The sequence below is a fragment of the Hymenobacter caeli genome (genome assembly GCF_013294115.1).
Taxonomy (GTDB): Bacteria; Bacteroidota; Bacteroidia; order Cytophagales; family Hymenobacteraceae; genus Hymenobacter; species Hymenobacter caeli.
This window is the reverse complement of record NZ_JABSNP010000003.1, coordinates 341,263-364,443: the sequence shown is the minus strand read 5'-3', so window position 1 is coordinate 364,443 and position 23,181 is coordinate 341,263. Positions and strand designations below refer to the sequence as shown.

General features: G+C 65.2%; 22 protein-coding genes. 3 read left to right on the top strand and 19 right to left on the bottom strand.

Annotated features, from left to right (window positions below; all coding sequences use genetic code 11):
- Nucleotides 1-269: 269 nt before the first annotated feature.
- The 18 genes from HNP98_RS05055 to HNP98_RS04970 all read right to left on the bottom strand — a co-directional run bounded on the left by HNP98_RS05055 (nt 270) and on the right by HNP98_RS04970 (nt 18,438).
- Nucleotides 270-1,061, bottom strand: coding sequence for a hypothetical protein (locus tag HNP98_RS05055; protein ID WP_173808943.1), 792 nt, complete (start codon nt 1,059-1,061; stop codon nt 270-272).
- Between the two features lie 121 nt (nt 1,062-1,182).
- On the bottom strand, nt 1,183-2,388 hold the full coding sequence (locus HNP98_RS05050) for a M20 metallopeptidase family protein (RefSeq protein ID WP_173808942.1): 1,206 nt from the start codon (nt 2,386-2,388) through the stop codon (nt 1,183-1,185).
- Complete coding sequence (locus HNP98_RS21795; protein WP_173808941.1) at nt 2,385-2,960, bottom strand: hypothetical protein; 576 nt, start codon at nt 2,958-2,960, stop codon at nt 2,385-2,387. Before HNP98_RS21795 ends, HNP98_RS05050 begins: the two co-directional genes overlap by 4 nt.
- On the bottom strand, nt 2,941-3,606 hold the full coding sequence (gene deoC / locus HNP98_RS05040; RefSeq protein WP_173808940.1) for a deoxyribose-phosphate aldolase: 666 nt from the start codon (nt 3,604-3,606) through the stop codon (nt 2,941-2,943). The genes HNP98_RS21795 and deoC overlap by 20 nt, the downstream gene beginning before the upstream one ends.
- Nucleotides 3,607-3,634: 28 nt before the next feature.
- Nucleotides 3,635-3,826 (bottom strand): hypothetical protein, encoded by a 192-nt coding sequence (locus tag HNP98_RS05035; protein ID WP_173808939.1) that lies wholly within the window; start codon nt 3,824-3,826, stop codon nt 3,635-3,637.
- A 483-nt stretch (nt 3,827-4,309) separates the two neighbouring features.
- Complete coding sequence (gene secA / locus HNP98_RS05030; protein ID WP_173808938.1) at nt 4,310-7,726, bottom strand: preprotein translocase subunit SecA; 3,417 nt, start codon at nt 7,724-7,726, stop codon at nt 4,310-4,312.
- A 195-nt stretch (nt 7,727-7,921) separates the two neighbouring features.
- Nucleotides 7,922-9,100, bottom strand: a complete 1,179-nt coding sequence (glf, locus tag HNP98_RS05025; RefSeq protein ID WP_173808937.1) for a UDP-galactopyranose mutase — start codon at nt 9,098-9,100, stop codon at nt 7,922-7,924.
- Nucleotides 9,101-9,174: 74 nt separating this feature from the next.
- Entirely contained in the window at nt 9,175-10,413 is a 1,239-nt protein-coding gene (locus tag HNP98_RS05020; protein ID WP_246274968.1) for a glycosyltransferase family 1 protein, read from the bottom strand.
- Between the two features lie 93 nt (nt 10,414-10,506).
- Nucleotides 10,507-11,082 carry a GNAT family N-acetyltransferase gene (locus HNP98_RS05015; protein WP_173808936.1) on the bottom strand — a complete coding sequence of 192 codons (576 nt, stop codon included), beginning with the start codon at nt 11,080-11,082 and terminating at the stop codon, nt 10,507-10,509.
- Nucleotides 11,082-11,891 (bottom strand): diaminopimelate epimerase, encoded by an 810-nt coding sequence (dapF, locus tag HNP98_RS05010; RefSeq protein ID WP_173808935.1) that lies wholly within the window; start codon nt 11,889-11,891, stop codon nt 11,082-11,084. The genes HNP98_RS05015 and dapF overlap by 1 nt, the downstream gene beginning before the upstream one ends.
- A gap of 267 nt (nt 11,892-12,158) precedes the next feature.
- Entirely contained in the window at nt 12,159-13,082 is a 924-nt protein-coding gene (locus HNP98_RS05005; protein WP_173808934.1) for a methylenetetrahydrofolate reductase, read from the bottom strand.
- A 3-nt stretch (nt 13,083-13,085) separates the two neighbouring features.
- On the bottom strand, nt 13,086-13,388 hold the full coding sequence (locus HNP98_RS05000) for an MSMEG_0570 family nitrogen starvation response protein (RefSeq protein WP_173808933.1): 303 nt from the start codon (nt 13,386-13,388) through the stop codon (nt 13,086-13,088).
- A gap of 105 nt (nt 13,389-13,493) precedes the next feature.
- Nucleotides 13,494-14,456, bottom strand: coding sequence for a sll0787 family AIR synthase-like protein (locus HNP98_RS04995; RefSeq protein ID WP_173808932.1), 963 nt, complete (start codon nt 14,454-14,456; stop codon nt 13,494-13,496).
- On the bottom strand, nt 14,456-15,001 hold the full coding sequence (locus tag HNP98_RS04990) for an NADPH-dependent FMN reductase (RefSeq protein ID WP_173808931.1): 546 nt from the start codon (nt 14,999-15,001) through the stop codon (nt 14,456-14,458). The genes HNP98_RS04995 and HNP98_RS04990 overlap by 1 nt, the downstream gene beginning before the upstream one ends.
- Entirely contained in the window at nt 14,998-15,612 is a 615-nt protein-coding gene (locus HNP98_RS04985) for an MSMEG_0567/Sll0786 family nitrogen starvation N-acetyltransferase (RefSeq protein ID WP_173808930.1), read from the bottom strand. Before HNP98_RS04985 ends, HNP98_RS04990 begins: the two co-directional genes overlap by 4 nt.
- Nucleotides 15,609-16,742, bottom strand: a complete 1,134-nt coding sequence (locus HNP98_RS04980) for an MSMEG_0568 family radical SAM protein (RefSeq protein WP_173808929.1) — start codon at nt 16,740-16,742, stop codon at nt 15,609-15,611. Before HNP98_RS04980 ends, HNP98_RS04985 begins: the two co-directional genes overlap by 4 nt.
- 58 nt (nt 16,743-16,800) lie before the next feature.
- Nucleotides 16,801-17,787: a Nit6803 family nitrilase gene (locus HNP98_RS04975; RefSeq protein WP_173808928.1), complete on the bottom strand. Its 987-nt coding sequence runs from the start codon at nt 17,785-17,787 to the stop codon at nt 16,801-16,803.
- Nucleotides 17,788-17,955: 168 nt separating this feature from the next.
- The gene (locus HNP98_RS04970) at nt 17,956-18,438 is read right to left on the bottom strand and encodes an MSMEG_0572/Sll0783 family nitrogen starvation response protein (protein WP_173808927.1); all 483 of its coding nucleotides are present in this window, start codon (nt 18,436-18,438) and stop codon (nt 17,956-17,958) included.
- A gap of 289 nt (nt 18,439-18,727) precedes the next feature.
- On the opposite strand from HNP98_RS04970, the gene HNP98_RS04965 reads away from it, so the two are divergent.
- The gene (locus HNP98_RS04965) at nt 18,728-19,492 is read left to right on the top strand and encodes a LuxR C-terminal-related transcriptional regulator (RefSeq protein WP_173808926.1); all 765 of its coding nucleotides are present in this window, start codon (nt 18,728-18,730) and stop codon (nt 19,490-19,492) included.
- Here the strand turns inward: HNP98_RS04965 and HNP98_RS04960 are convergent.
- Nucleotides 19,457-21,367 carry a peptidoglycan D,D-transpeptidase FtsI family protein gene (locus HNP98_RS04960; protein ID WP_173808925.1) on the bottom strand — a complete coding sequence of 637 codons (1,911 nt, stop codon included), beginning with the start codon at nt 21,365-21,367 and terminating at the stop codon, nt 19,457-19,459. The genes HNP98_RS04965 and HNP98_RS04960 overlap by 36 nt on opposite strands.
- A gap of 212 nt (nt 21,368-21,579) precedes the next feature.
- Between HNP98_RS04960 and HNP98_RS04955 the strand changes: the two genes are divergently transcribed.
- The gene (locus HNP98_RS04955) at nt 21,580-22,479 is read left to right on the top strand and encodes a class I SAM-dependent methyltransferase (RefSeq protein ID WP_173808924.1); all 900 of its coding nucleotides are present in this window, start codon (nt 21,580-21,582) and stop codon (nt 22,477-22,479) included.
- 165 nt (nt 22,480-22,644) lie between these two features.
- Nucleotides 22,645-23,181, top strand: a complete 537-nt coding sequence (locus HNP98_RS04950; RefSeq protein ID WP_217425651.1) for a GNAT family N-acetyltransferase — start codon at nt 22,645-22,647, stop codon at nt 23,179-23,181.

Genomic DNA, 23,181 nt, shown 5'->3' with positions numbered 1-23,181 from the left:
CGGAACTTTCCGCTAGGCACCGGGGCCCGGAACGCTTCCCCCACAACGCAAAAAGGATTCCAATTCGTGCGGCAAGGTTGCTTGTTCTTAAAATCAAAAAATGGCGCGAAATGTTCGCTCCGCCGGTCCGCTCCTTCGGCTTGCCAAACTACAATACTTAAGCCAATTAAAAAAGGCACCCCGGGCAGGGTGCCTTTTTGCCACTACTCCGCGTTGCGGGGCCCCGCGCGGCGGTAAATTCGTCAGGCTCAGGCCGGGCGGGGCCCCGGCTAGTGCTGGGTTGGCAGCTGCTGGCGGCCCGCCGCGCCCAGGCCCGCCCCGAAAGTGAAGCGCACGTCGAGGCCCAGCAGCGGGGTGCGGGTGTTGAGGTTGCCGCCGGCCGTCTGGTTGCCCTTGCTGTCGTACTGGGGCAGCGTGACGATGTAATTGGTGCCGTAAGCGAACCAGGGCGTGAAGTCGAACTGGGCCCCGGTGCGCACGCCTATTTCGGCCCGCAGGTTGGTGTACTGAATGAACCGATCGGAAGGCTCGTTATCGTTCTTCTGCAAGCGCAGGTGGGTGGCGGCCTCGAAGCTCAGGCGGGGCCGCAGGGCCAGGCCGGTGGCCGGGTCGGCCCCGCCAAGGGGAATGATTTTTTCCAGGTCGAGCCGCAGCCGAGCCCAGTTCTGGTTGCCGGCGGAGTTATTGCTGTAAAAGCGCCGTTCCACGCTTAAACGTTGCCCAAAGGTGAGGGGGCCCACAGCCGAGCGGTGGCGCAGCAGCACCTCGGGTACCACCGTCGTGCTGCTGCCGCCGTAGTACGTGGCTAGCACCCGGCCGCCCCAACTCCAATTAGGAGACCAAAAATGCTCGTAGCTCACCGCTGCCACCCCCTGGTTGGAATAGTCGTCGCCGGTATAGTGGTAGGCGCCCACTTCCAGCAGCAGGTAGTCGCCGTTTTGCAGCGCCAGTTCGGCTTGCGCGTTGGGCACCAGCGCCAGGGGCTGCGTCGCGCGGGTGGTTTGGGCGCGGGCCGTGAGCGAAGCCGCCAGCGGCAGCAGTAACGATAGTAAGCGACGCATGAATTAACTAGATAGTTAAGATATAATGGGGTGCTCGTTCAAAAGCAAATCAAGTAGTCAGTCATTCGGTATCAGCTGGTTATTGTATTTTGACTAACAACTGACAACGAACAACCGACAACTAATCCACGCTTTCACCGGCCAGCGCTTGCAACTCGCGCACGGCCAGCCAGGCCATCAGGCCGGGGCCCACGGCCAGGGCTTTTTCGTCGATGTCGAAGGTGGGCGTGTGGACGGAGGCGGCGAAGCGGCCGTCGGCGGCGCGGGTGCCCAGGCGGTAGAAGCAGGCCGGGCCCGCCTGCGAGAAGTAGGCGAAATCCTCGGCGGCCATCCACTGGTCCAGCTCCACCACGTTTTCGGGGCCCAAATATTCCTCGGCGGCGGCGCGGGTGCGGGCCGTGAGGGCGGGCTCGTTTTCGAGGTAGGGGTAGCCGCGGCGAATTTCCAGCTCGCACACCGCGCCCATGCTGGCGGCCAGGCCTTCGCAGAGCTGGCGCAGGTGGCGGTGGGCTTCGTTGCGCCACTCCTCGTTCAGGGTGCGGAAGGTGCCCTCGATGTACACCTCGTTGGGAATGACGTTGGTGGCCCCGTTGGCAATCACCTTCCCGAACGAGAGCACCGACGGAATTTTGGGGTTGGCGCGGCGGCTCACGATTTGCTGGGCCGCCACAATAATATGGGCGGCCACCAGCACCGGGTCGAGGTTTTGCTCGGGCATGGCCCCGTGGCCGCCCTGGCCCTTGATGGTGAGGTACAGCTCGTCGGTGCTGGCCATGTAGCGGCCGGGGCGCAGGCCGATTTTGCCGGCCGGCAGCTGCGGAAACACGTGCTGCCCCAGCACGCTCCGCGGCGCGGGGTTTTCGAGCACGCCCTCTTTAATCATCAGCGACGCGCCGCCCGGCAGCCGCTCCTCGCCGGGCTGAAACAGCAGCTTCACGGAGCCCGGCAGCTGGCCCTGCTCCCTTAGGGCCACCAGAATACGGGCCGCGCCCAGCAGCGAGGCCGTGTGGGCGTCGTGGCCGCAGGCGTGCATCACGCCGGCCCGCTGCGACTTGTAGGCCACGTCGTTCAGCTCCTGAATGGGCAGCGCGTCCATGTCAGCCCGCAGGGCCACGGTGGGGCCCCCGGCCGGCCCTGCGATGAGGGCCACCAGGCCGGTGCCGGCCACCGGCCGGGGGTCGAGGCCGAGCTTGCGCAGCTCCTGGGCCACGAAGGCCGCGGTTTCGGTTTCCTGAAACGACAGCTCGGGGTAGGCGTGCAGGTGGTGGCGCACGGCCACGGTATCGGCGGCGTGCGCGGCGGCGAGGCGCTGGATGGTCTGAATCACGGGTTTTTGTTGATTAACACCTGCGTGGCTTCCACTTCGGCGCGTTGGGTGAGGCCGCGCAGGCGGGCCCGGGCGCGGGCCGCGTCGAGCCGGGTGAGGTAGTCGCCCACGTAGAGCCGGTACACGGGGGCCTTGAACGACAGGTAGTCCGTCTCGTCGGGGTAGCGGCCGATGACGGCCCGCCGGATGGCCATGGCCTGGTCGCGCTCCAGGCCCAGGTACACCAGCAGGCGGAAGCCCTGGGCGTACTTCACGGCCTGGTTGGTGTAGGCTTGGTCGCGCAGGCGCTGCTCTACCTGGGCGTTCACTTGGTTGGTGGGCAGCGGCGCGGGGGGCCGGGGGGCCGCCGGGGCCGGCACCGGGGCTTTGGCTCCGGCTTCGGGCCCCGCGGCGGGCGGCGCGGGCGGCACTGGCAGGCGGTAGGCCCGCAGGTCGTCGGCGGGCAGCGCGGTGGCGGCCCGGCCGCCGGGCAGCGTGTCGGCCGCCGCGGTGGCGCGGGGCGCGGTGCCGGCGCAAGCGGCCAGCAGCAGCAGAAACGGCGCGGCCAGCACGCTAAGCAGGGAGGGTTTCATCGTCCGCAATCAAGGTCAAGCTGTTCGACGAGCCAATCCGGTCGGCCCCGGCCGCCACCAGGGCCAGCGCCGCCGCCCGCGTGCGGATGCCGCCCGCGGCCTTTATTTTGACGGCGGCCGGCAGCACGCGGCGCATCAGCCGCACGTCGTCGGGCGAGGCCCCCCGGCTGGCAAAGCCGGTGGAGGTTTTCACGTGGTCGGCCCCGGCGGCGGCGCACAGGCCGCAGGCCAGCTCCACTTCGGCCGCGTCGAGCAGGGCCGTTTCGATGATGACTTTCAACAGGGCGTCGTGCACGTGGGCCAGGTCGGCCAGGTCCTGCACTTCGGCCTGTACCCGGGCGACGTGGCCCGATTTCAGCGCCGAGATATTCAGCACCAGGTCCAGTTCCCGGGCCCCGTCGGCCAGGGCCACCTCTGCTTCGCGGAATTTTACCAGGCTCGTGGCGTAGCCCAGCGGAAACCCGATGACGGTGCACACCGCCGTGCGGCTGCCTTCGAGCAGCGCCGCGGCCAAGGCCACGTAGCACGGCGGCACGCAGGCGCTGGCGAAGCCGTGAGCTGCCGCTTCCTGGCACAGCTGCCGGATTTGGGCCTCCGTGCAGTCGGGCCGCAGCAGGGTGTGGTCGATACGGGCGGCGAGGTTCATGCCGCAAAGGTAGCGGGTAGCCGGGGCCCTACCCCGCCGCGCCGAAGCGGGCCGCCAGGGGCGCACTTGCCGGCGCAAAGGCCACGAACGTGGCCACCGGGCGGGGCCGGGCGGGCGGGGCCGTTTCGTGGGCCCGCGTGACGAAACCGGCCAGCAGGGCCAGCAAAAGCAATAAAAAAGCCCCCAATCCGGTGGCAAACTTGCGGAACAATAGTTTCATAACGAATGGATAGCGGGAAGTAGAATTAGTCGGTTTGATAGTGTTGGCCAGCCTGCCCCTTTGGGGCGTAAGCGGATAGGTATTGGACACCTTATTTACGGGCTTTGGGTACCAGCGGGTTGCGGTTGTAAACAGCCTGAATACAGCCCGTTTTAACGGTTATGCTCACCAAATATATTAAGCCGTAAGTAAATGGTAAACAGCAATTTATCGATTATTAATAAATTTATATTCAACATTGGCACGGTACCTCGTTTACCCGGCTGCAATGGCCACGCCCTGCGCAGCAGCCCTGCAACCCACCGCCAAAAGGGAACTTTCGCTCCCCGCAGCAGTCAGCTATTTGCCGGCAGCAAGCCAAATACCAGGCCAGCATTTGACGGCCTTTAACGGCGGACTTCAGCGCCCGGGCCGCAACCTATGCGCACGAAAAAGGCGGCCTCCCCACCGGGAAGGCCGCCTTTCTATTTCGAGCCGGGGCCCCTAGTCCACCAACACGCAGCGCTGGGTTTGCAGGTCTTGCTCCACGGTTTTGTATTTCACGTCGCGCAGCACGCGGCCGTCCATGTACTGCACGCTCACCTTGTCGTTGCGGTTGGCCACTTTCTGGCTGCGGGCGGGGGCCTGCTTGGGGGCCGGGGCCGCTACCACGGGCGGGGCCTCGGGGCCCATGTCTTCGGGGCCCGCGCCGAGCGACACCGACGACAGCTCCTTCTGCTCGACCAGTTTGGGCTGCGGAATCTCGTCTTCGTAGTAGAACTCGGCGTCGTGGTTGGTGCCCACGGCTTCCTCCTGCACCGGCACGTCGGCGTGGAAGAGGAAGGCCGAGGTCTCCTCGTTCACCTTGCCAATCATGCGCTTGAACAGCTCGAACGACTCGAACTTGTACACCAGCAGCGGGTCTTTCTGCTCGTACACGGCGTTTTGCACCACCTGCTTCAGGTCGTCCATCTGGCGCAGGTGCTGCGTCCAGGCCGTGTCGATAGTGCTCAGCACGGCCACTTTTTCCATGCCGCGCAGGATTTCGTGGCCCTGCGTGGCCTGGGCCCGGCGCAGGTTGGCCAGGGCCGTAATGTGCTTGCGCCCGTCGGTGAAGGGCACGGCGATGTTCTCGTAGGCGTTGGGCTGGGCCAGCAGCTCGTTCACCATCGGCAGGGCGTTGGCGGCAATGTGCTCGTTCTTGCTCTCAAAGTAAGCCAGGGCCTCTTCGTACAGCTTTTGGGTGAGCGCCGGGGCTTGCAGGGCCCCCATCTGCTGGGCCGTGATTTCGGTGTCGTAGCCGAAGGTTTTGATGACGGACAGCTTGAAGTCCTCGTAGTCGCCGGTTTGCTTGTGGCCCACGGCGAGGTCCTCGCTCACGTCGTAAATCATGTTCAGGATATCCACCTCCATCCGGTCGCCGTGCAGGGCGTTGCGGCGGCGCTTGTACACCACTTCGCGCTGGGCGTTCATCACGTCGTCGTACTCCAGCAGGCGCTTGCGGGTGCCAAAGTTGTTCTCCTCTACCTTCTTCTGGGCCCGCTCGATGCTGTTGGTAATCATTGAGTGCTGAATCACTTCACCCTCTTCCATCCCCATCTTGTCCATGAGGTTGGCGATGCGGTCGGAGCCGAACAGGCGCATGAGGTTGTCCTCCAGGCTCACGAAAAACTGCGAGGTGCCCGGGTCGCCCTGGCGGCCGGCGCGGCCCCGCAGCTGGCGGTCCACGCGGCGGCTCTCGTGGCGCTCGGTGCCGATGATGGCCAGGCCCCCGGCGGCCTTCGAGGTTTCCTTGAGCTTGATGTCGGTGCCGCGGCCGGCCATGTTAGTGGCGATGGTCACGGTGCCGGGAAAGCCCGCGCCGGCCACAATCTCGGCCTCGCGCTGGTTCTGCTTGGCGTTCAGCACCTGGTGCTGGATGCCGCGCAGCTTCAGCATACGGCTCACCAACTCGCTGATTTCCACCGACGTGGTACCCACCAGCACCGGGCGTCCGGCTTCCACCAGCTTCTGGATTTCCAGGGCCACGGCGTTGTACTTCTCGCGCACCGTTTTGTACACCTGGTCGTGGGCGTCGGCGCGGGAGATGGGGCGGTTGGTCGGAATCACCACCACGTCGAGCTTGTAGATTTCCCAGAACTCGCCGGCCTCGGTTTCGGCCGTGCCGGTCATGCCGCACAGCTTGTGGTACATGCGGAAGTAGTTCTGCAAGGTCACCGTGGCGTAGGTCTGGGTGGCGTCTTCCACGCGCACGTTTTCCTTGGCCTCGATAGCCTGGTGCAGGCCGTCGGAGTAGCGGCGGCCCTCCATCACGCGGCCGGTTTGCTCGTCCACAATCTTCACCTTGCCGTCCTCGGTGAGGATGTACTGGTCGTCCTTCTCAAACAGCGTGTAGGCCTTCAGCAGCTGGTTGACGGTGTGCACCCGCTCCGATTTCTCGTTGTAGTCGCTCATCAGCTGCTCCTTGCGCTGGAGCTTCTCCTCGGCGCTCAGGCCCGGAGTGTTCTCGATGGCAGCAATTTCCATCCCGATGTCGGGCATGATGAACAAGTGCGGGTCCTCGCCCTGGGCTGTAATCAGGTCGATGCCTTTTTCGGTCAGCTCAATCTGGTTGTTTTTCTCGTCGATGGTGAAGAACAGCGGCTCGTCGGCCTTGGGCATCTGGCGCGAGTTGTCCTGCAAGTAGAAGTTCTCCGTCTTCAGCAGCACGGCGCGGTTGCCGGTTTCGCTCAGGTACTTGATGAGGGGCTTGCTCTTGGGCAGGCCCCGGGCAGCGCGCAGCAGCAGCAGGCCGCCGTTGCCGTTCTTGTCGCCATCTTCGGGGCCGTCCTTGCCTTCGGCAATCAGCTTGCGGGCCTGCACCAAGTAATTCTGCACCAGCTTCTTCTGCTCGTCCACCAGGCGCTGGATGCGCGGCTTGAGCTGGTAGAACTCGTGCACGTCGCCACGCGGCACGGGCCCCGAGATGATGAGCGGCGTGCGGGCGTCGTCAATCAGCACCGAGTCCACTTCGTCCACCATGGCGTAGTGGTGCTTGCGCTGCACCAGCTCCTCGGGGTCGCGGGCCATGTTATCGCGCAGATAATCAAAGCCAAACTCGTTGTTGGTGCCGTAGGTGATGTCGGCGGCGTAGGCGCGGCGGCGCTCGTCGGTGTTGGGCTGGTGCTTGTCGATGCAGTCCACCGTGAGGCCGTGGAACTCGAACAGCGGCGCGTTCCACTCCGAGTCGCGCTTGGCCAGGTAGTCGTTCACGGTCACGATGTGCACCCCGCGGCGCGACAGCGCGTTGAGGAACGCGGGCAAGGTGGACACCAGCGTTTTGCCCTCGCCGGTGGCCATTTCCGAGATTTTGCCCTGGTGCAGCACCACGCCGCCGATCAGCTGCACGTCGTAGTGCACCATGTCCCAGGTGATTTCCGCGCCGCCGGCCAGCCACTTGTTGGCCCACACGGCCTGCCCGTTCTGGATGGTCACGTTGCCCTTGCGGGTGGCGTACTCGCGGTCGAAATCGGTGGCCGTAACCGTCAGTTGGCCGTTTTGGGCGTAGCGGCGGGCGGTGTCCTTCACGATGGCGAAGGCGGCGGGCAGCACCTCCAGCAGCACGGCTTCAAGGTCTTTGTTGCGCTGCTTTTCCAGCCCGTCAATCTGCTCAAAGCGGGCCTCTTTCTGGGCCACGTCCATGTTGGGCTGGTCGGCCATTTGCTGGTGCAAGGCCCCAATCTGGCCGTCGATGCCGGCCAGGCGCTCGTCGATGCGGGCCCGTACGGCCTGGGTCTGCTCGCGGAGCTGGTCGTCGGTCAGGCCGGCCAGTTTGGCGTATTCGGCATTGATCAGGGCCACGTAGGGCACGATTTCTTTCAAATCACGCTCCGATTTGGAGCCGAACAGCTTGGCGACGGTCTTGCCGAAAAAATCTAACATCGGATAATTTCTTTTTAACGAATAAGCGCCGGGGCGCACCCCAAATTTACGGCTTCTTAGCTAAAACCGTCCCAAACAAAAAGCCCCGCCAGATTGGCGGGGCTTTTCTTGAGGAAGCAACGAGGGGATGAAGGGATAAGGGATGAGCAGTTGCCCACAATCCTTCATCAATTATCTTTTATCCATCACTAAAAATTACTTCTTGGCCGGGTCGCGGCTTACCAGCTTGTCCACCAAGGCGGTGCTGCCCGAAATGGCGGGGCGGGCGGGCTTGGCGGCTTCTTCCTTATCGGTCAGGCGCTTATAAAGCGTCAGGGCCTGGGCTACTACTTGGTCCATGTTGTAGTACTTGTAGGTAGCGAGGCGGCCCACGAAGTGCACGTTGGGCGTCTCGTCGGCCAGCTTCTTGTACTTGTTGTACAACTCGGCGTTTTCGGGCTGGGGCACGGGGTAGTAGGGGTCGCCCTCGGCCTGCGGGTACTCGTACACGATGGCCGTTTTGCTGTGTTCCTGGCCGGTGAGGGCCTTGAACTCGGTGATGCGGGTGTAGGCGTGCTCGTTGGGGTAGTTCACCACGGGGGCCACCAAGTGCTTCTCCTTGCTCAGGGTTTCGTGCTTGAACTCGAGCGAGCGGTAGGGCAGCTTGCCGAACTGGAAGTCGAAGTACTCGTCCACGGGGCCCGTAAAAATCATTTCCTTGAAGGGAATGAAGTCCATGATTTCGTGGTAGTCGGTGTTCAGCATCACCTTGATGTTCGGGTGGTCGAGCATCTTCTCGAACATCCGGGTGTAGCCGTGCAGCGGCATGGCCTGGAACGTGTCGGTGAAGTAGCGGTCGTCGCGGTTGGTGCGGGTGGGCACGCGGCTGGTCACGCTCTTGTCGAGCTGCGAGGGGTCGAGGCCCCACTGCTTGTTGGTGTAGTTCTTGAAGAACTTGTTGTACAGCTCCCGGCCTACTTTACTTACCACCACGTCTTCCGACGTTTTGATAACGGGCACGTCCTCGGCCACCGACTCAAAAAACTGGTCCAGCTCGAAGCTGTTCAGCTTCAGGCCGTAAAGTGAGTTGATGGTGTCCAGGTTGATGGGCATCGGCACAAACTGGCCGTCCACCGAGGCGAGCACGCGGTGCTCGTAGGGGCGCCAATCGGTGAAGTTGCCCAAGTAATCGAAGACGTCCTTCGAGTTGGTGTGGAAGATGTGGGGGCCGTACTTGTGAATCAAGATGCCGTCCTCGTTGTAATGGTCGTAGGCATTGCCCCCGATGTGGTTGCGCTTGTCGATGACGAGCACCTTCTTGTTGCTGCGGGTGGCCAACCGCTCGGCCAGCACGCTGCCGGCAAAACCGGCCCCTACAATGAGGTAGTCAAACATAAGGAGGGTAAAAAGTGAAGGGAGGATATAAAGGAAACGGGAATTCTAACAGAAAGAAGAGCAAGCAGTTTCGGCTACACCGCCGCGGTTTTGGCCGAAGCAATGGCCCGCGGAACAGGGGCCTTGGCGGCCAGGCGGGCCTGCATCAGGCCCACCATGTGCTGCCAGGTTTGGTCCCAGGAAATGGTGGCCAGGTAAGCATCGGTGCGCTGCCGCCAATCGGCGTCGGCCCGCTGCGTGAGGGCAATTTCAATGGCCTGGCCAAAGGCACCAGCATCGGCGGCAATCTGCACCAAGTCCAGGTCACCGTAAGGCCGCACCACGTCGCGGATGGGGGTGCTCACGACGGGGTTGCCAGCGGCCAAGTACTCAGGGGTTTTGGTGGGCGAAATAAACTTCGTGCTCTCGTTATCAGCAAACAGCAAAGTAGCTACATCCCAACCACTTAAATAGGCGGGAAGTTCCTGGTAGTCTTTACTACCGAGGTAGTGCACGTTGGCCGGGCGCGGCAGCGTGGCGGGGTCAATCTTCACCACTGGCCCGATGATGACGAATTGCCACGCGGGGTAGCTGGCGGCCAGTTGGCCCAGCAACTCGATGTCCAAGCGCTCGTCCACGACCCCAAAAAAGCCGATGCGCGGATGCGCGATGCCGGCCTGGTCGGCGGGTTCGGCCATGTTGCCGCGGGCCTGGCCAAAGTGGGCCTTGTCGATGCTGCTGGGAAAGGCATGGGCGTCGGCGTGCTGCTCGCGCTTGGCTTCGTAGAGCGTCATGCCGCCCGTAAACACCAGGTCGGCCCGCTCGAACAACTCCTGCTCGCGCTGGCGCAGTTCGGGCGGCGCGAATTTGAAGGCCGCCAGCTCGTCCATGCAGTCGTACACGGTGAGCACGGGACGGAAGTGGCGCGACTTATTCAGCGCCATCGGCGTGTAGTACCAAAACACATATTTCTCAATGCCTTGCTGGGCAAAGTATTGGCTCAGCAATTCGGCTTGTACGTGGTCGGCTTCGGCCTCGCCGAGGCCGGCCGGCAGGTGGGCTACCACCACGCGCAAGCCGTGCTTACGCTCTTTAACTTCGAGGTGCGGCGCTACTTGGTCGGGGTGAAAAAAAGCGTCTTCGACGTAAAAAACGCGGCCGTGCTGCGCGAAGCGCGACAACAAATGCTGGGGGCGCTGCCACACAAAATCCCAGTGCAGGTGCGCGAAGCACACCAGGTCGGGCAGTGTATAAGCGGGTGCGGAGGGAGCAGCAGAAGCCTGCAGCGGCGCGGCGCGGCGCGTAGCAGCCTCCGCCGGTAGGGCGTGGGGCATGGGGTACAACAGGAAGAGGATGCCGCGCCGCGTATAATATAATTGCCGATAACCGGCCTAGCGTGCAGCGCTGCGGGTTATACGGCCCCCCGTCTAAAAAGGATACGCGCCCGGCGGGGCGCTGGCCGGGCTTGCCGGGGCCAGCAGCAGTTGGAACTCTACGGCGTCGTGCCACTGGCCGGGCGCGGGGCCCCGCAGCCAGGCACGGCGGGTGCCCACGCGCCGGAAGCCGGCCGCCCGAAACAGCCGAAGGCTCGCGTGGTTGTGGGCCGCTACGGTGCAGTATAGCTGGTGCAGGCGCAGCACGTCGCGGGCGTGGGATACCAGCTGCGCGAGGGCGTGCCGGGCGTAGCCTTGGCGCCGCGCGCCGGCCAAAATAATTATGCCCACCCCTGCCCGCTGGTGCAGCGGCTCGAAGCCAAACAGGTCGACTACGCCCACGGCGGGGCCCCCAGCGGAGGGCTCGACGACCAGCCGCAGCTGCCGCACCTCGTGGAAATCGGCGGTGGCGTGGGCCAGGTATTCGCGCAGCGCGTGGCGCGACACGGGGGCCAGCGTGTCGGACACGGCCCACACGGCGGGGTCGTTTTCGAGGGCATAGAGGAACTCCAGGTCGTCGGGCTCCAGGGCCCGCAGGCGCACCAGGGGCCCGGGGAGGGCGGCGGCCACTACAGGCTGATTTCGCCGCCGAACACGCGCACGGCGGGCCCGCTCAGCCACACGTCGGCAAAGCCGCCGTCGGGCTGCGTTTGGAAGGCCACTTCCAGCAGGCCGCCGGGGGTTTGCAGGCGCACGGGCGAGGCCGCGCCGCGCTGCGAGGCGGCCAGGGCCACGGCCGTGACGCCGGTGCCGCAGCTCAGGGTTTCGTTTTCCACGCCGCGCTCGTAGGTGCGCACGGGCCAGGGGTGGGCGGGGTCGGCGGGCACTTCCACGAAGTTGACGTTCACGCCGGCCGGGTCGTAGGCCTGGTCGTAGCGGATGTCGTGGCCCGCGCCGTACACGTCGAATTCGGCCAGCGTGTGGCCCTCCTCGGCGTCGAGGAAGTGCACGTGGTGGGGCGAACCGGTGTGCATAAATACGTCCTCCTCCCCTACTTCGGCCAGCTGCGGGGCGGCGGCGTCAATCATTTTCAGGCGCACGGTGCCGTCGGCTTCCACGCGGGCGGCGTGGGGCCCGTCCACAGCCAGAAAGTAGGCGTCATCGGCCACGAGGCCTAGGTGCTTGGCGAAGGCCACCAGGCAGCGGCCGCCGTTGCCGCACATGGTGCTGGGGCGGCCGTCGGCGTTGAAGTACACCATCTCGAAATCGTAGCCTTCCTTATTACGCAGCAGCATCAGCCCGTCGGCCCCGATGCCGAAGCGGCGGTCGCAGAGCTGGGCGATGCGCGCGTGGTCGGCGGTATCGAACTGCGCGGCGCGGTCGTCGAGGATCACGAAGTCGTTGCCAGTGCCTTGGTATTTATGGAAAGCGAGGGTCATGGGGCCGGGGTTTGCACAAATTTCGGCAGGCGGGGCCAATTTTGCGCACCCGTGCCGCAAGTATTGGCGCAAAGCTTGCGCACCGGGGCCCCAGCGGCTCAGGTGCTGCACCGGGCCACCGCCCAGGCCACGCCGGCCACGGCCAGCAGCGTGCCCAGCCGCAGCACTAAAAACACCCACGCGGGCAGCTCCGGGTCTTTGCGAATGCCGAACATGCCTGCTTATACGAGCACCATTGAATGAAGGGGGCCCGGCCAGGGGCCCCGGCTAGTACACCAGCTCGCCGCCCAGGCCGGCGGCCTCGATGATGCGCGGCACCCAATCCTCGGCCCCGATGGAGCGGATGTGCAGGCCCGAAATGCCTTCGATGTCGCGGATGCCGTTGATGAGTTCGAGCGTGATGGCCAGGCTTTCGCGCTCGCTGTTGTGGCCTTCCACGCGGGCCAGCAGGTGGTCGGGGATGCTCAGGCCCGGGATTTCGCGCAGCACGTGCAGCCGCTCGGCCCCGCTGAAGGGGAAGATGGCGGCCAGGAACCGGGCCCGCCGGTGCAGGCCGCGCCGCACCACTTCGGCCATCCAGAACTGCATGGGCCCCAGCTCGAAAATGGCCTGCACCTGGATGTACCGGGCCCCGGCGTCGATTTTCTCGGTGAGCCGCTTCATGCTGTCCTCGATTTTGTCGGTGGCGCAGGGGAAGTCGATGGTGCCGACGGTGAACTTCGGGGCCGGCTTGATGACGTCGCCGTTGAACATCTTGCCCTCGCGGGTCAGGGCCGTGATGCTGGCAATGGCCTCCACGCTGCCCAGGTCGGTGGCGTCCCTGGCCTCGGGGTCGGTGCCGATGGCGCAGGGGTAGCCGCCGAGGATGATGACGTTTTCGAGCCCCAGGTTGGCAAAGCCCAGCAAATCGCCTTGCAGCGCAATGCGGTTGCGGTGGCGCAGCGTGAACTGCAAGATGGGCTCCAGGCCGGCGTTTTTGCAGTGCATCCCGGCCACCAGGTTGCTGAGGCGGGCCCGCGAGAGCAGGTGGTCGTTGAGCTGCACCACGTCCACGTACTCGCTCACGATGCCGGCCGCTTCCATAAACTTGGTCGTGTCGAAGTGCCGCGGCGGCGTCAGCTCGGCCGATACGATGAACTTGTCCGAGGCCAGCAGCTCGGCGAAGGTGCGTTTTTTGGTGAGCGTTTCCATAGGTCAGGCGCGGGCTTTAACGGTGAGGATTTTGACGGTATCGGTGGGCGCGGGGGCCCCGGCCTGGTGCTGGCGCACGGCGGCCACGAGGCGCTCCTTCTCGGCCTCAGCGGCCGTGCAGGCAAAGCCATAGATAGCAGTCACGCGCCGGCTGGCAAAGTCCAGGCCCCGCAGCGCCTGGGCTTCGAACTCGCTCAGGCTCAGCTCAACGCCGGGCTTCAGGTATTCGACAATGGTGCTCGACGGCGAGTACACGGTATCTTCCTGCCCGTTGGGCCAGGCAATGCGGACGAGGGTTTCGGGCATGGCTTCTTTAATTATGAATTAAAAATTATGAATTAAAAATTATGAATTATGAATTTTAGGAATAGCCATCGCCCAATGGCTTCCAATCTTTTCGGGTTTAAATTTTTAATTCATAATCATTTCAGAAGTTCCTACCGGGGCTAGTAGGGCGGTGTGGCCCTGGTAGCTAAGGGTTACTTCCAGCGTGTCGTTTATCTGACCGATTACAGCGGCGGCCACGCCGTTCTCGCTGAATTTCTGGAGGATGCGGGCCGTGTTTTCGTCCCGGCTCGTGAGCAGGTAGCCGAAGCTGGGGAAGCTGGTCAGCCACTTTTCGAGCGGGGCCCCGGGCGGGCGCGGCACGGCATCCACGTCGAGCCGGGCCCCCACGCCCGAGGTGCGGGCCAGCATGTGCAGCGTACCGGGCACGCCACCCATGCTCAGGTCCTTGGCCACGCCCGACCAGCCGGCGGCGGCGATTTCGGGCAGCAACTGCATTTTGCGCTGCAAGTCGGCCGGCGCTTGGGTGGTGCTGGCGTTCCAGAAGGGGTAATTCTCGAAGTAGGCCCCGGCCAGGTCCACGGCCATTACCAGGTCCTCGCCCGGCTGAGCATCGAAGCTGGTGAGCAGCTTAGTAGCCTGGCCCAGCACCGACACGGCCAGGTGGCGGGCGGCGCTGCGGTAGCAGGTGTGGCCGCCCACCATGGGCACGCCGTAGGCGGCGCAGGCGGCCAGCATGCCATCCCACAGGGCCCCGGTGTCGGCCGGGTCGCGGGCCCAGATGACGTTGGTGAGGGCCGTGGGCCAGCCGCCCATCGCGGCAATGTCGCTCAGGTTCACCATCACGGCCGAGTAGCCGGCAAACCACGGCTGGTCGGCCACGAAGGCTTCGACCAGGCCCTCGGCGGCAAAGAGCAGGTAGCCACCGTGCCCGTCGGGGATGGCCGCGCAGTCGTCGCCGAGCGGCACGGCCCCGGTGCGGGCCTGCGCCACGCCGCCGGTGGGCGCGTAGGTGCGGGCAATGCGCACCTTGTCCTGCACCGCGGACACGGCCAGCAAAGCGGCGGCGAGGACTTCGGCGGCATTCATTACCAATTAGATAAAGCCTGCGACACGGCCCCCAGGCACGCCACATCGGTGGCCAGGCTGGCGATGCGCTCCTTGATGTCGGGGTTCACGATTTCGTTGCCCTCGAAGGCGCTGGCCGTCACGTACACGAACTTGGGCACGATGACGCACTTGTAGTCCAGCATCAGGCTGTTGGCGAAGGGCATGACGGCCATGAAGCTGGCCACCGTGCCGGCCATGCAGGCGAAGCCCACCGTTTTCTTGAACCAGGCCGAGCCGGTGCCGGTCAGCTCCACAATGTTTTTGGCCACGGCCGAAAGGTCGTATACGTACACCGGGGCGCAGAACACGATGCAGTCGGCGGCGGCCACGCGCTCGGTGATGGCGATGACGTCTTCGTGCTGGTAGCAGCCGCGGCCGTCGCAGAGCGGCAGGTTGTAGTCGCTCAGCTCCAGCAGGTCCACGGCCTGGCCTTCCACCAAAAAGGCATTATGCACGGCGTGCGCCAGCAGGTTGGTTTTCGACCCCTTCGTGAGGCTGCAACAGATGAGGAGGGTGGAGGTCATAGCAGGCGCATGGGCAGGTGAAACGCGGGGGCCAGCAGGTTGGGCGGCGGGGCCAGCCGGGCGGCGGGGTAGTGGGCCAGGTCGGCCGCCATGCGGGCGTGGGGCAGGCCAAACAAGTTCTCTTCAAACAGCACTTTCCAGTGCATGCGCTCGAAAAACGGCACGTTCTGGGCCTGCACGTTGGCCAGGAAGCGGCGGGCCCCGCGGGCCTTGGCGGTCGATACGGCCTTGTAAATCAGGGCCGCACCCACCGATGTGTCGAAGGGCCCCACCGGCTGGCCGCCATCGAAGAGGCCGGTGATGGTGAAGCGGGCCGTGCGGCGGTAGTCGGGGGCCACGCCCAGGCGGCCGCCGTACCACACGCCGGGCGTGCGCTCATCAATGCGCACCACGCCCACCACTTGGTCGGGGGCCCCCATGCAGCTGGCCACGGCCACAATGGGCGTAGCGCGGCGGTCCAGCTCGTCCTCGTCGGTGCCCACAAACAGCCGCTGCTCATCGCAGAACACGCGGCGGCGCAGGGCCCGGTACTGCCCCAGCTGCCAGCCCACCTGCGCGAAGCCGAAGTGCAGGTGCTCGTTTTTGTAGGGCGGGGGAACCTCGATAATCATGCGGCGAGGGCCCCGGGGGCGCTTTTCTTCTCGAATGATTTTAGTGTGGAGCAGGCCCCGCACTTGCCGCAGCCGGCTTTCAGGGTGTCGGAGGTCATGCCGGCGTCGGCCAGCAGTTGGCCCACGGGGGCCAGCACCTGCGCCATAAAGGCCTGACTGGGGCCCGGGTGGGCGGCCAGCGGCGTGTGGCGCACCGGCACAAACGGCACCACGAACGGGTACACGCCGATGGCCACCAGCTCGCGGCTGATGTTAATCAGGCTTTCAGCTGAATCGCCGAGCCCGGCCAGTAAGTAGGTCGAAACCTGCCCGCGCCCGAACACCGCCACGGCGGCTTTGAAGGCCTCCATGTAGTAAGGCACCGTCACCTCGGCCTTGCCGGGCATGATGCGCCGGCGCACGGCCTCCTCCACCGCCTCCAAGTGCATGCCCAGCGAGTCGGCCCCGGCATCGTACAGCTTCTGAAACCAGCCAAAATCGTCGGGCGGCTCGCACTGCACCTGCACCGGAATGTTCACTTCGCGCTTGAGAGCCAGCACGGTATCGTAAAGGATTTTCGCGCCCCGGTCCTTGGTGGCGGGCGTGCCGGTGGTGATGACGAGCTGCTCCACGCCGTCGAGCTCCATGGCCATGCGGGCCACCTCGATGAGGTGGTGGGGCCGCTTGTAGGCGATGGTGCGGTCGTTTTTCAGCGACTCGCCGATGGCGCAGAACTGGCAGGAAGTCGTCTTGTCGTTGTAGCGAATGCAGTTTTGCAGCAGCGTGGTGGCCAGCACGTTGTGGCTGTGCAGCTGCGCGATTTTCCAAAACGGCACCCCGTCCGACGACACGCCGGCGTAGAACCTGGGCTGCTTGGGAAAGCTGATGAGGCCCACCGGCTCATCGTGCCGGAACAGCTCGGCCACGCCCAACACGTCGGGGGCCCCGGCGCGGTAGGGCGAGCGGCTGGCCTCGGCGCTGAACACGGGCACCATGATGGTGGTGTCGCCCACGCGCACGGCCTTGTGGTCGGTGGGGCCCGCGCCGCCCTGCCGGGCCGCCGGGCCGGCGGCCGCGCCGTCGAGCCGCAGGCCCACCGACTGCAACTCGGTCAGCACCGCGTCGGAAAGCTGGATGGTGGAAGTCAGCATAAGCTATTGATTTACATCTAAATAAAGCCAGGCAGTAGAGACATGACACTTCGCGTCTCTACACCCGTTCCAAAGCTTCAACGCCCACCGGCGCGGGCGCCACCGGGGCTGCCGTAGCGCCGTGCACCGGCTGCTGTACATCGCGGTTCAGGTGCAGCGACAGTAGCTCAGGCCGGGCGTAGTGGCCCACCGAGTCCATCATGCGCTTGCGCTTCTGAATGAGGCGCATGTCCATTTCGGCGTACACAATGCCTTCGCCTGCCGTGAGCGGGCCGCCGATGACCACGCCCTCGGGCGAGATGATGGCCGTGTAGCAGCCGCCGCGCAGCCCTTTTTGCAGGGCCGGGTCGGGGGTGATGCTGGCAATCTGCTCCTCATCCAGCCAGCCGCAGGCGTTTATCACGAAGCAGCCCGCTTCCAGGGCGTGGTGGCGGATGGTGACTTCCATCTGGTCGGCAAAAATCTGCCCCACCAGCGAGCCCGGGAACTGGGCGCAGTGGATTTCCTCGTGCTCGGCCATGAGGGCGTAGCGGGCCAGCGGGTTGTAGTGCTCCCAGCAGGCCAGGGCCCCCAGGCGGCCCACGGCGGTGGCCACGGTGCGCAGGCCGCTGCCGTCGCCCTGGCCCCAAATCATGCGCTCGTGGTAGGTGGGCGTGATTTTGCGGCGGTGCAGCACCAGCTCGCCGGTGGCATCGAACACCAGCTGGGCGTTGTAGAGCGTGCCGTGGTCGCGCTCGTTCACGCCCAGCACCACCACCATGCCGCACTGGCGGGCGGCGGCGGCCACCAGCTCGGTGAGGGGCCCCGGCACTACCACGGCCTCGTCGTACAGGGCCAGGTGGTCTTTGCCGGCCAGCACGGGCGGCCGCACGAAGGAAAAATAGGGGTAATTCGGCACCACCGTTTCGGGAAAAACGATAATTTCCGCGCCCTCCCGGCTGGCCGTGCGAATGGCCTCGCACACCTTTTCGGTGGTGGCCCGGCCGTCGTTCAGCACCGGCTGGAGCTGGGCAGCGGCGGCTTTGATGATGCGGTACGGGGCCATTGGACAGACGTTGAGTTTATGAAAATACTCTGAAACGGGGTGGTCCGGCGACTTTTTCGTCGTCGGGCCACCCTGGCAATTGAACAGCGGCCCTATTCAAGGATAAGAGTGGTCCGACGACGGAAAAAGTCGCCGGACCACCCCGTTTCAGACCGCCATTCTGGTGACCTACATCGTCCAGGAGTCGATGATAACCGAGCCGTTGCGGCGGTGAATCAGGTTCAGGTCGAGCACGTCGAGCGGGCTGATGGGCGTGATGCCGGGCAGCAGCGAGGGCTCGCCGTGGCCGTAGAGGGCTTGCAGGGCGAAGCGGCAGGCATAGACCTTACCGCCTTCTTCCATGAATTTAGCCAGGCGCTGGGCGTACACCTGGTGGCCGGGGAAGGCCTCATTGCCCAGTTTGGGGAAGCCGCGCTGGAGGCCCAGCGTTACGCCGGGGCCGTAGAGCAGGATGGACGTGTCGAACCCTTTGCGCTGCAAGCGCGTGGCCGACAAGATGTTCACCAACCCAATGGAACCTTCGAAAGCCACGGTGTGGAACGTCACCAGGGCCTTTTCGCCGGGGTTGGCTTTCACGTCTTCAAATACCTTCTCTTCGTAATCAACGAAATAATCGCCGTCTTTGTGGGCTTCCAGCTCGACCTTAGGCATGAGATTGGGGGTGTAAATGGTTGAAGGATTTCAAGAACTTATCAAAACTAAGGAGGAGCCTTGCCGATGTCAATCACCTGAAAGGGTGATTTCAGGCATTTATACTTAATTTCACGCTAGTACCCTTTATACTAGAAGGCCTTTTGTAGTTTTTCACATCGGTTATTCGTATACACCCCCGTCTTAACACCCCATTTTAGCCAAACAGCACAACTTGGCTGCGCCGCAGGGTTCAGCCCTGAACTCCTGCTGGCCGCACGGCGCAAGCTGGGCCCTATTCACCTTCCCGATGTACCAAGCCGCTGAAGAAGGCCAGGCCTTCGTGTCGTTTCTGGCGGGACTGCCCGCGCACTACGCCGCGCCGCCGCCGGACGGCCCCGAGCAGCAAATCGCGCACTACCTGGCCACCGTGCCGCTGTGGCCCAACCAGTTCGTGTACATCCACGACATGCGCACGGGCCGGTTCCACCACAAGGGCTTCGACGCGTGCCTGGGCTACGCGCTGGACGCGCTGACGGCCGACTTCTTCGTGCGCAACATCCACCCCGCCGACCGCAGCCTGTACTTCAAGGTGTCGAAGGCGCTGGTGGCGTTCGTGCTGCACCACGCGCCGCACCTGGGGCCCTTCGTCACGATGTTCCAAATCAACTACCGGGTGCGGCGGCACGACGGCAGCTACATCGCGGTGCTGCGCCAGAGCACGCCGTTCCTGAAAAACGCGAACAACGAGGTAGAAGCCTACCTCAGCTTCTGCACCGACATCAGCCTGCTGGGCCTTCCGGCGCAAATAAAATGGTCGTTGCAGGGGCCCCGGAGCGAGACGTTCCCGCAGTTTTTTGCCGAGGCCGCCGCCCCGCAGCGGCCCGCGCTGAGCGAGCGGGAGCAGCAGGTGCTGCGCCTGCTGGGCCGCGGGCTCACGAGCCCGGCCATCAGCAAGGCGCTGTTCATCAGCCTCAACACGGTGAACACGCACCGCAAAAACCTGATGCGCAAGGCGGGGGCAAAGAAGACGGTGAACCTACTGGCCTTCGGGCGCGACCACGGGTACCTGTAGCGCGGGCGGCGCGGGCGGCGGCGGCTTGCGGCCCAGGCGGTGCTCGCGCTCGTAGGCCTGGCCGCGGTACTTCATCCGCCGCTCCCAGCGCTTGCGGCGGGGCGACGAAATGTGGCCGCGCAGGTACTTCTCGATGACCAGGGCGGCGCAGGGGGCCGCTTCGGTGGCCCCGAAGCCGGCGTTTTCGAGGTACACGGCCACCGCAATTTTGGGGTGGTGGGCGGGGGCGAAGGCCACGAACGTGGCGTGGTCGTCGCCCTCGTCGTTCTGCACGGTGCCCGTTTTGCCGGCCACGGCAATGCCCACGTCGGCCAGGCTGGAGGCCGAGGCCGTGCCGCCGCGCTGCACCACGGCCACCATGCCGGGCACCAGGGCCTCCAGGTTGGCGCTGTCCACGAGGGTGTGGTGCCGCACCAGGAAGCGCGGCAGGGGGCCCCCGGTGCCCACGCCGCGCACGAAATGCGGCGTGTAGTACCAGCCCCGGTTGGCGATGATGGCCACCATGTTGGCCATTTGTAGGCCTGTCAGGTTGATTTCGCCCTGCCCGATGCTGAGCGAGTAGATGGAGCGAAACCGCCAGTTGCGGGTTCCCCGCGCCTTGTCATAATAAGCCGGCGTGGGCAGGAAGCCGGCCTGCTCGCGGGGCAGGTCCACGCCGAGCAGCGTGTCGAGCCCAAACGACTGGGCGTAGCGCTGCCAGGTGGCCAGGTTGGCGTGGCGGGCCGCCACGGTGTCGGCCGCCAGGCTGTCGGGCACGTGGTCAATCAGGGCCCGCATGGTTTGGTAGAAGAACGGGTTGCAGCTGTATTGCAAGCCCATGGTGAGGCTGCGGGCCCGCGGGTGGTCGTGCACACAAGTGATGAGCGACTGGTCGCACGCAAACGAGGTGCCGGGCGTGATGGCCCCCAGCTGCAAGGCAATGGCGGCGTTCACGAGCTTGAACACCGAGCCGGGCGGGTTGGCCAGCACGGCGGGCCGGTTCAGCAGGGGCAGGTCCTCGTCCTGCAGCAGCTGGCGGCGCCGGCCGGCCTGGTCGGGGCCGGTGAGGGCGGCCGGCGCGTAGGTGGGGGCCGACACCGAGCAGAGGATTTCGCCGGTGCGCGGGTCGAGGGCCACGAGGTAGCCCTTGCGGCCGCCCAGCAGGCTTTCGGCGTAGGCTTGCAGCTTGGCGTCGAGGGCCAGGTGCAGGTCCTGCCCGTCCTGGAAGGCCGTGTCGGGGGCCCAGCGGCCGTGGCGCCCGCCGGCCGCGTCCACCAGCGGGTGCAGGTAGCCGCGGTGGCCGGTCAGCAGCCCGTTGTAATAGGTTTCGACGCCGCCGTTGCGCAGCCGGTAAAACCGGCCGCGGCGGTAACGAATGGTTTGGTTGATAAAGGGTTGGGCATTGGCGGCGAGGTAGCCCAGCACCGGGGCAGCCGAGCGCACGGTGTAGGTGCGGCGCACGGCTTCGGCCAGGGCCAGCTGGGGCCACTCGGGCAGGTGGCGGCGCACGCTGTCGGCCTCGGCCGCGGTGAGGACGAGCTGCACGGGGCCCCGGGGGCGGGCCCCGGCGTAGGGCAGGGCCTCGCCCAGGCGGCGCGCCAGGGTGCTGTCGGGCCAGCCCAGCAGGTGGTTGAGGGCCACGGAAGTGGCCGAATCGAGCCCCGGGCGCAGGGTCACGTTCAGCAGGTAGTTCAGCCGGGTGTCCACCAGCACCGAGTCGTGGCGGTCGAGGATACGGCCGCGCCGGGTGGGCGGGGCGGTTATTTCGCGGCGGCGCAGGTAGGCTTCGGCGGGCTTGTCGGCGGCCGGGCCGGAGGGCGACGAGCACGCGCCCAGCCCGAGCCCCACGAGCCCCAACCAGCCACAAACCGTTATCAGCCAATTTTTTTCAGCCATTGCCTAAAACTACGCACCCATTTGCTCGGCCATACCAACCGGTTCGGTGAATGACGCCCAGCGCCTTGCGAGTGGCCCCCGGTAACGGCTAAAAGAAGCAGAGGTTTGGGGGGCGTTTTGTAGAGAATCCCGCTACGTACGAGGGCCCGCGCCGAAAGGCTTGACCCGGGCGGCGGGGCCCCGGGGGCCCGCCCCTACCTTTGCGGCCCGCTATGTACGACTTCCTCACCACCTCGCCCTGGCCCGACTACGAGCTGATTGATTCCGGCAATTTTCAAAAGCTGGAGCGCTTTGGGCCCTACCTGCTGGCCCGGCCCGAGCCCCAGGCCATCTGGGACCCGCACCTGCCGCCGACGGAGTGGGAACGGGCCGACGCCGCCTTTGTCCGGGCCCCCGGCAGCACCGAAAAGGGCCAGTGGCGCCTCAAGCCCGCCATGCCCGAACAGTGGGTCATCGGCTACGAGCGGCCCGACGGCCTGCGGCTGAAGTTCCGGCTGGGCCTCTCCTCGTTCAAGCACGTGGGGCTGTTCCCGGAGCAGGACCCCAACTGGCAATTCATTTACAACCAGACCCGTAAGCGCCGCGCCGCCCTACCGGGTCGGACCCAGCCGCGGGTGCTGAACCTGTTTGCCTACACCGGGGCCGCCACCCTGGCCGCCCGCGCCGCCGGGGCCGACGTGACGCACCTGGACTCGGTGAAGCAGGTCAACTTCTGGGCCCGCGACAACATGGAGGCCAGCCGCCTCGACGGCGTGCGCTGGCTGGTGGAAGACGCCATGAAGTACGTGCGCCGCGAGGTGAAGCGCGGCTCGAAATACCAGGGCCTCATCCTCGACCCGCCCGCCTACGGCCGGGGCCCCAACGGCGAGAAGTGGCAGCTCGAAGACGAGCTCAACGAGCTGCTCAAGCTCAGCCAGCAGCTGCTCGACCCCGCCGACCACTTCTTCGTGGTGAACCTGTACTCGCTGGGTTTTTCGGCGCTGATATTAGACAACCTCACCACGGCCATCTTCCCGGGCCCCACAGCGGTGCGCGAGCTGGGCGAAATTTATTTGCACGACGCCGGCCAGCGCAAGCTGCCGCTGGGCACGTTCTGCCGGTTTGCGAATTAGGGGCGGCTTGGTAGAAAGCATGCAGTCGATTTGAACGTCATGCTGAGCTCGTCGAAGCATCTCTACTGCGGCAGTAATCAGGATTAGTTGAGCAGTAGAGATGCTTCGACTGCGCTCAGCATGACGTCTTAATAGCTTCATCCTGCCCTTTATTACCCCCTCTAAGTGAACCTTCGCACGCGGCTGGCTACCCTCTACGACATGCCCGCCCTCAACCGGCTCGTGGAGCTGGCCGTGCGCCAGCTGAGCGCGGGCTACTACACGGGGCCCCAAATCGAGAGCGCGCTGCGCCACATGTTCGGCATCGACTCGCAGCTCATTGCCGACGGCACCTACTACGTGGCCGAAATGGACGGGCAGCTGGCCGGCGGCGGCGGCTGGAGCCGCCGCCAGACCCTGTACGGCGGCGACCAAAGCAAAGCCGCCGCCGACCCGCTGCTGGACCCAGCCCGTGACGCCGGGCGCATCCGGGCGTTTTTTGTGCACCCGGGCTGGGCGCGGCGCGGCGTGGGGCGGGCCCTTATCGGGGTGTGCGAGGCGGCGGCGGGCGCAGCGGGCTTCCGAAGTTTGGCGCTGGCCGCAACCTTGCCCGGCGAACCGCTGTACGGGGCCCTGGGCTACGCCGCCGGGGCGCGCTCCTTCATTCATTTTCCCGACGGGGAGCAGCTGGCCATTATCCAGATGCACAAAACGCTTACGTGA

Bases quoted from the DNA above. Each gene is read 5' to 3' on its own strand.
- HNP98_RS05055 (WP_173808943.1), bottom strand. From the start codon at position 1,061: ATGCGTCGCTTACTATCGTTACTGCTGCCGCTGGCGGCTTCGCTCACG.
- HNP98_RS21795 (WP_173808941.1), bottom strand. From the start codon at position 2,960: ATGAAACCCTCCCTGCTTAGCGTGCTGGCCGCGCCGTTTCTGCTGCTG.
- deoC (WP_173808940.1), bottom strand. From the start codon at position 3,606: ATGAACCTCGCCGCCCGTATCGACCACACCCTGCTGCGGCCCGACTGC.
- HNP98_RS05035 (WP_173808939.1), bottom strand. From the start codon at position 3,826: ATGAAACTATTGTTCCGCAAGTTTGCCACCGGATTGGGGGCTTTTTTA.
- secA (WP_173808938.1), bottom strand. From the start codon at position 7,726: ATGTTAGATTTTTTCGGCAAGACCGTCGCCAAGCTGTTCGGCTCCAAA.
- glf (WP_173808937.1), bottom strand. From the start codon at position 9,100: ATGTTTGACTACCTCATTGTAGGGGCCGGTTTTGCCGGCAGCGTGCTG.
- HNP98_RS05020 (WP_246274968.1), bottom strand. From the start codon at position 10,413: ATGCCCCACGCCCTACCGGCGGAGGCTGCTACGCGCCGCGCCGCGCCG.
- dapF (WP_173808935.1), bottom strand. From the start codon at position 11,891: ATGACCCTCGCTTTCCATAAATACCAAGGCACTGGCAACGACTTCGTG.
- HNP98_RS05005 (WP_173808934.1), bottom strand. From the start codon at position 13,082: ATGGAAACGCTCACCAAAAAACGCACCTTCGCCGAGCTGCTGGCCTCG.
- HNP98_RS05000 (WP_173808933.1), bottom strand. From the start codon at position 13,388: ATGCCCGAAACCCTCGTCCGCATTGCCTGGCCCAACGGGCAGGAAGAT.
- HNP98_RS04995 (WP_173808932.1), bottom strand. From the start codon at position 14,456: ATGAATGCCGCCGAAGTCCTCGCCGCCGCTTTGCTGGCCGTGTCCGCG.
- HNP98_RS04990 (WP_173808931.1), bottom strand. From the start codon at position 15,001: ATGACCTCCACCCTCCTCATCTGTTGCAGCCTCACGAAGGGGTCGAAA.
- HNP98_RS04985 (WP_173808930.1), bottom strand. From the start codon at position 15,612: ATGATTATCGAGGTTCCCCCGCCCTACAAAAACGAGCACCTGCACTTC.
- HNP98_RS04980 (WP_173808929.1), bottom strand. From the start codon at position 16,742: ATGCTGACTTCCACCATCCAGCTTTCCGACGCGGTGCTGACCGAGTTG.
- HNP98_RS04975 (WP_173808928.1), bottom strand. From the start codon at position 17,787: ATGGCCCCGTACCGCATCATCAAAGCCGCCGCTGCCCAGCTCCAGCCG.
- HNP98_RS04970 (WP_173808927.1), bottom strand. From the start codon at position 18,438: ATGCCTAAGGTCGAGCTGGAAGCCCACAAAGACGGCGATTATTTCGTT.
- HNP98_RS04965 (WP_173808926.1), top strand. From the start codon at position 18,728: ATGTACCAAGCCGCTGAAGAAGGCCAGGCCTTCGTGTCGTTTCTGGCG.
- HNP98_RS04960 (WP_173808925.1), bottom strand. From the start codon at position 21,367: ATGGCTGAAAAAAATTGGCTGATAACGGTTTGTGGCTGGTTGGGGCTC.
- HNP98_RS04955 (WP_173808924.1), top strand. From the start codon at position 21,580: ATGTACGACTTCCTCACCACCTCGCCCTGGCCCGACTACGAGCTGATT.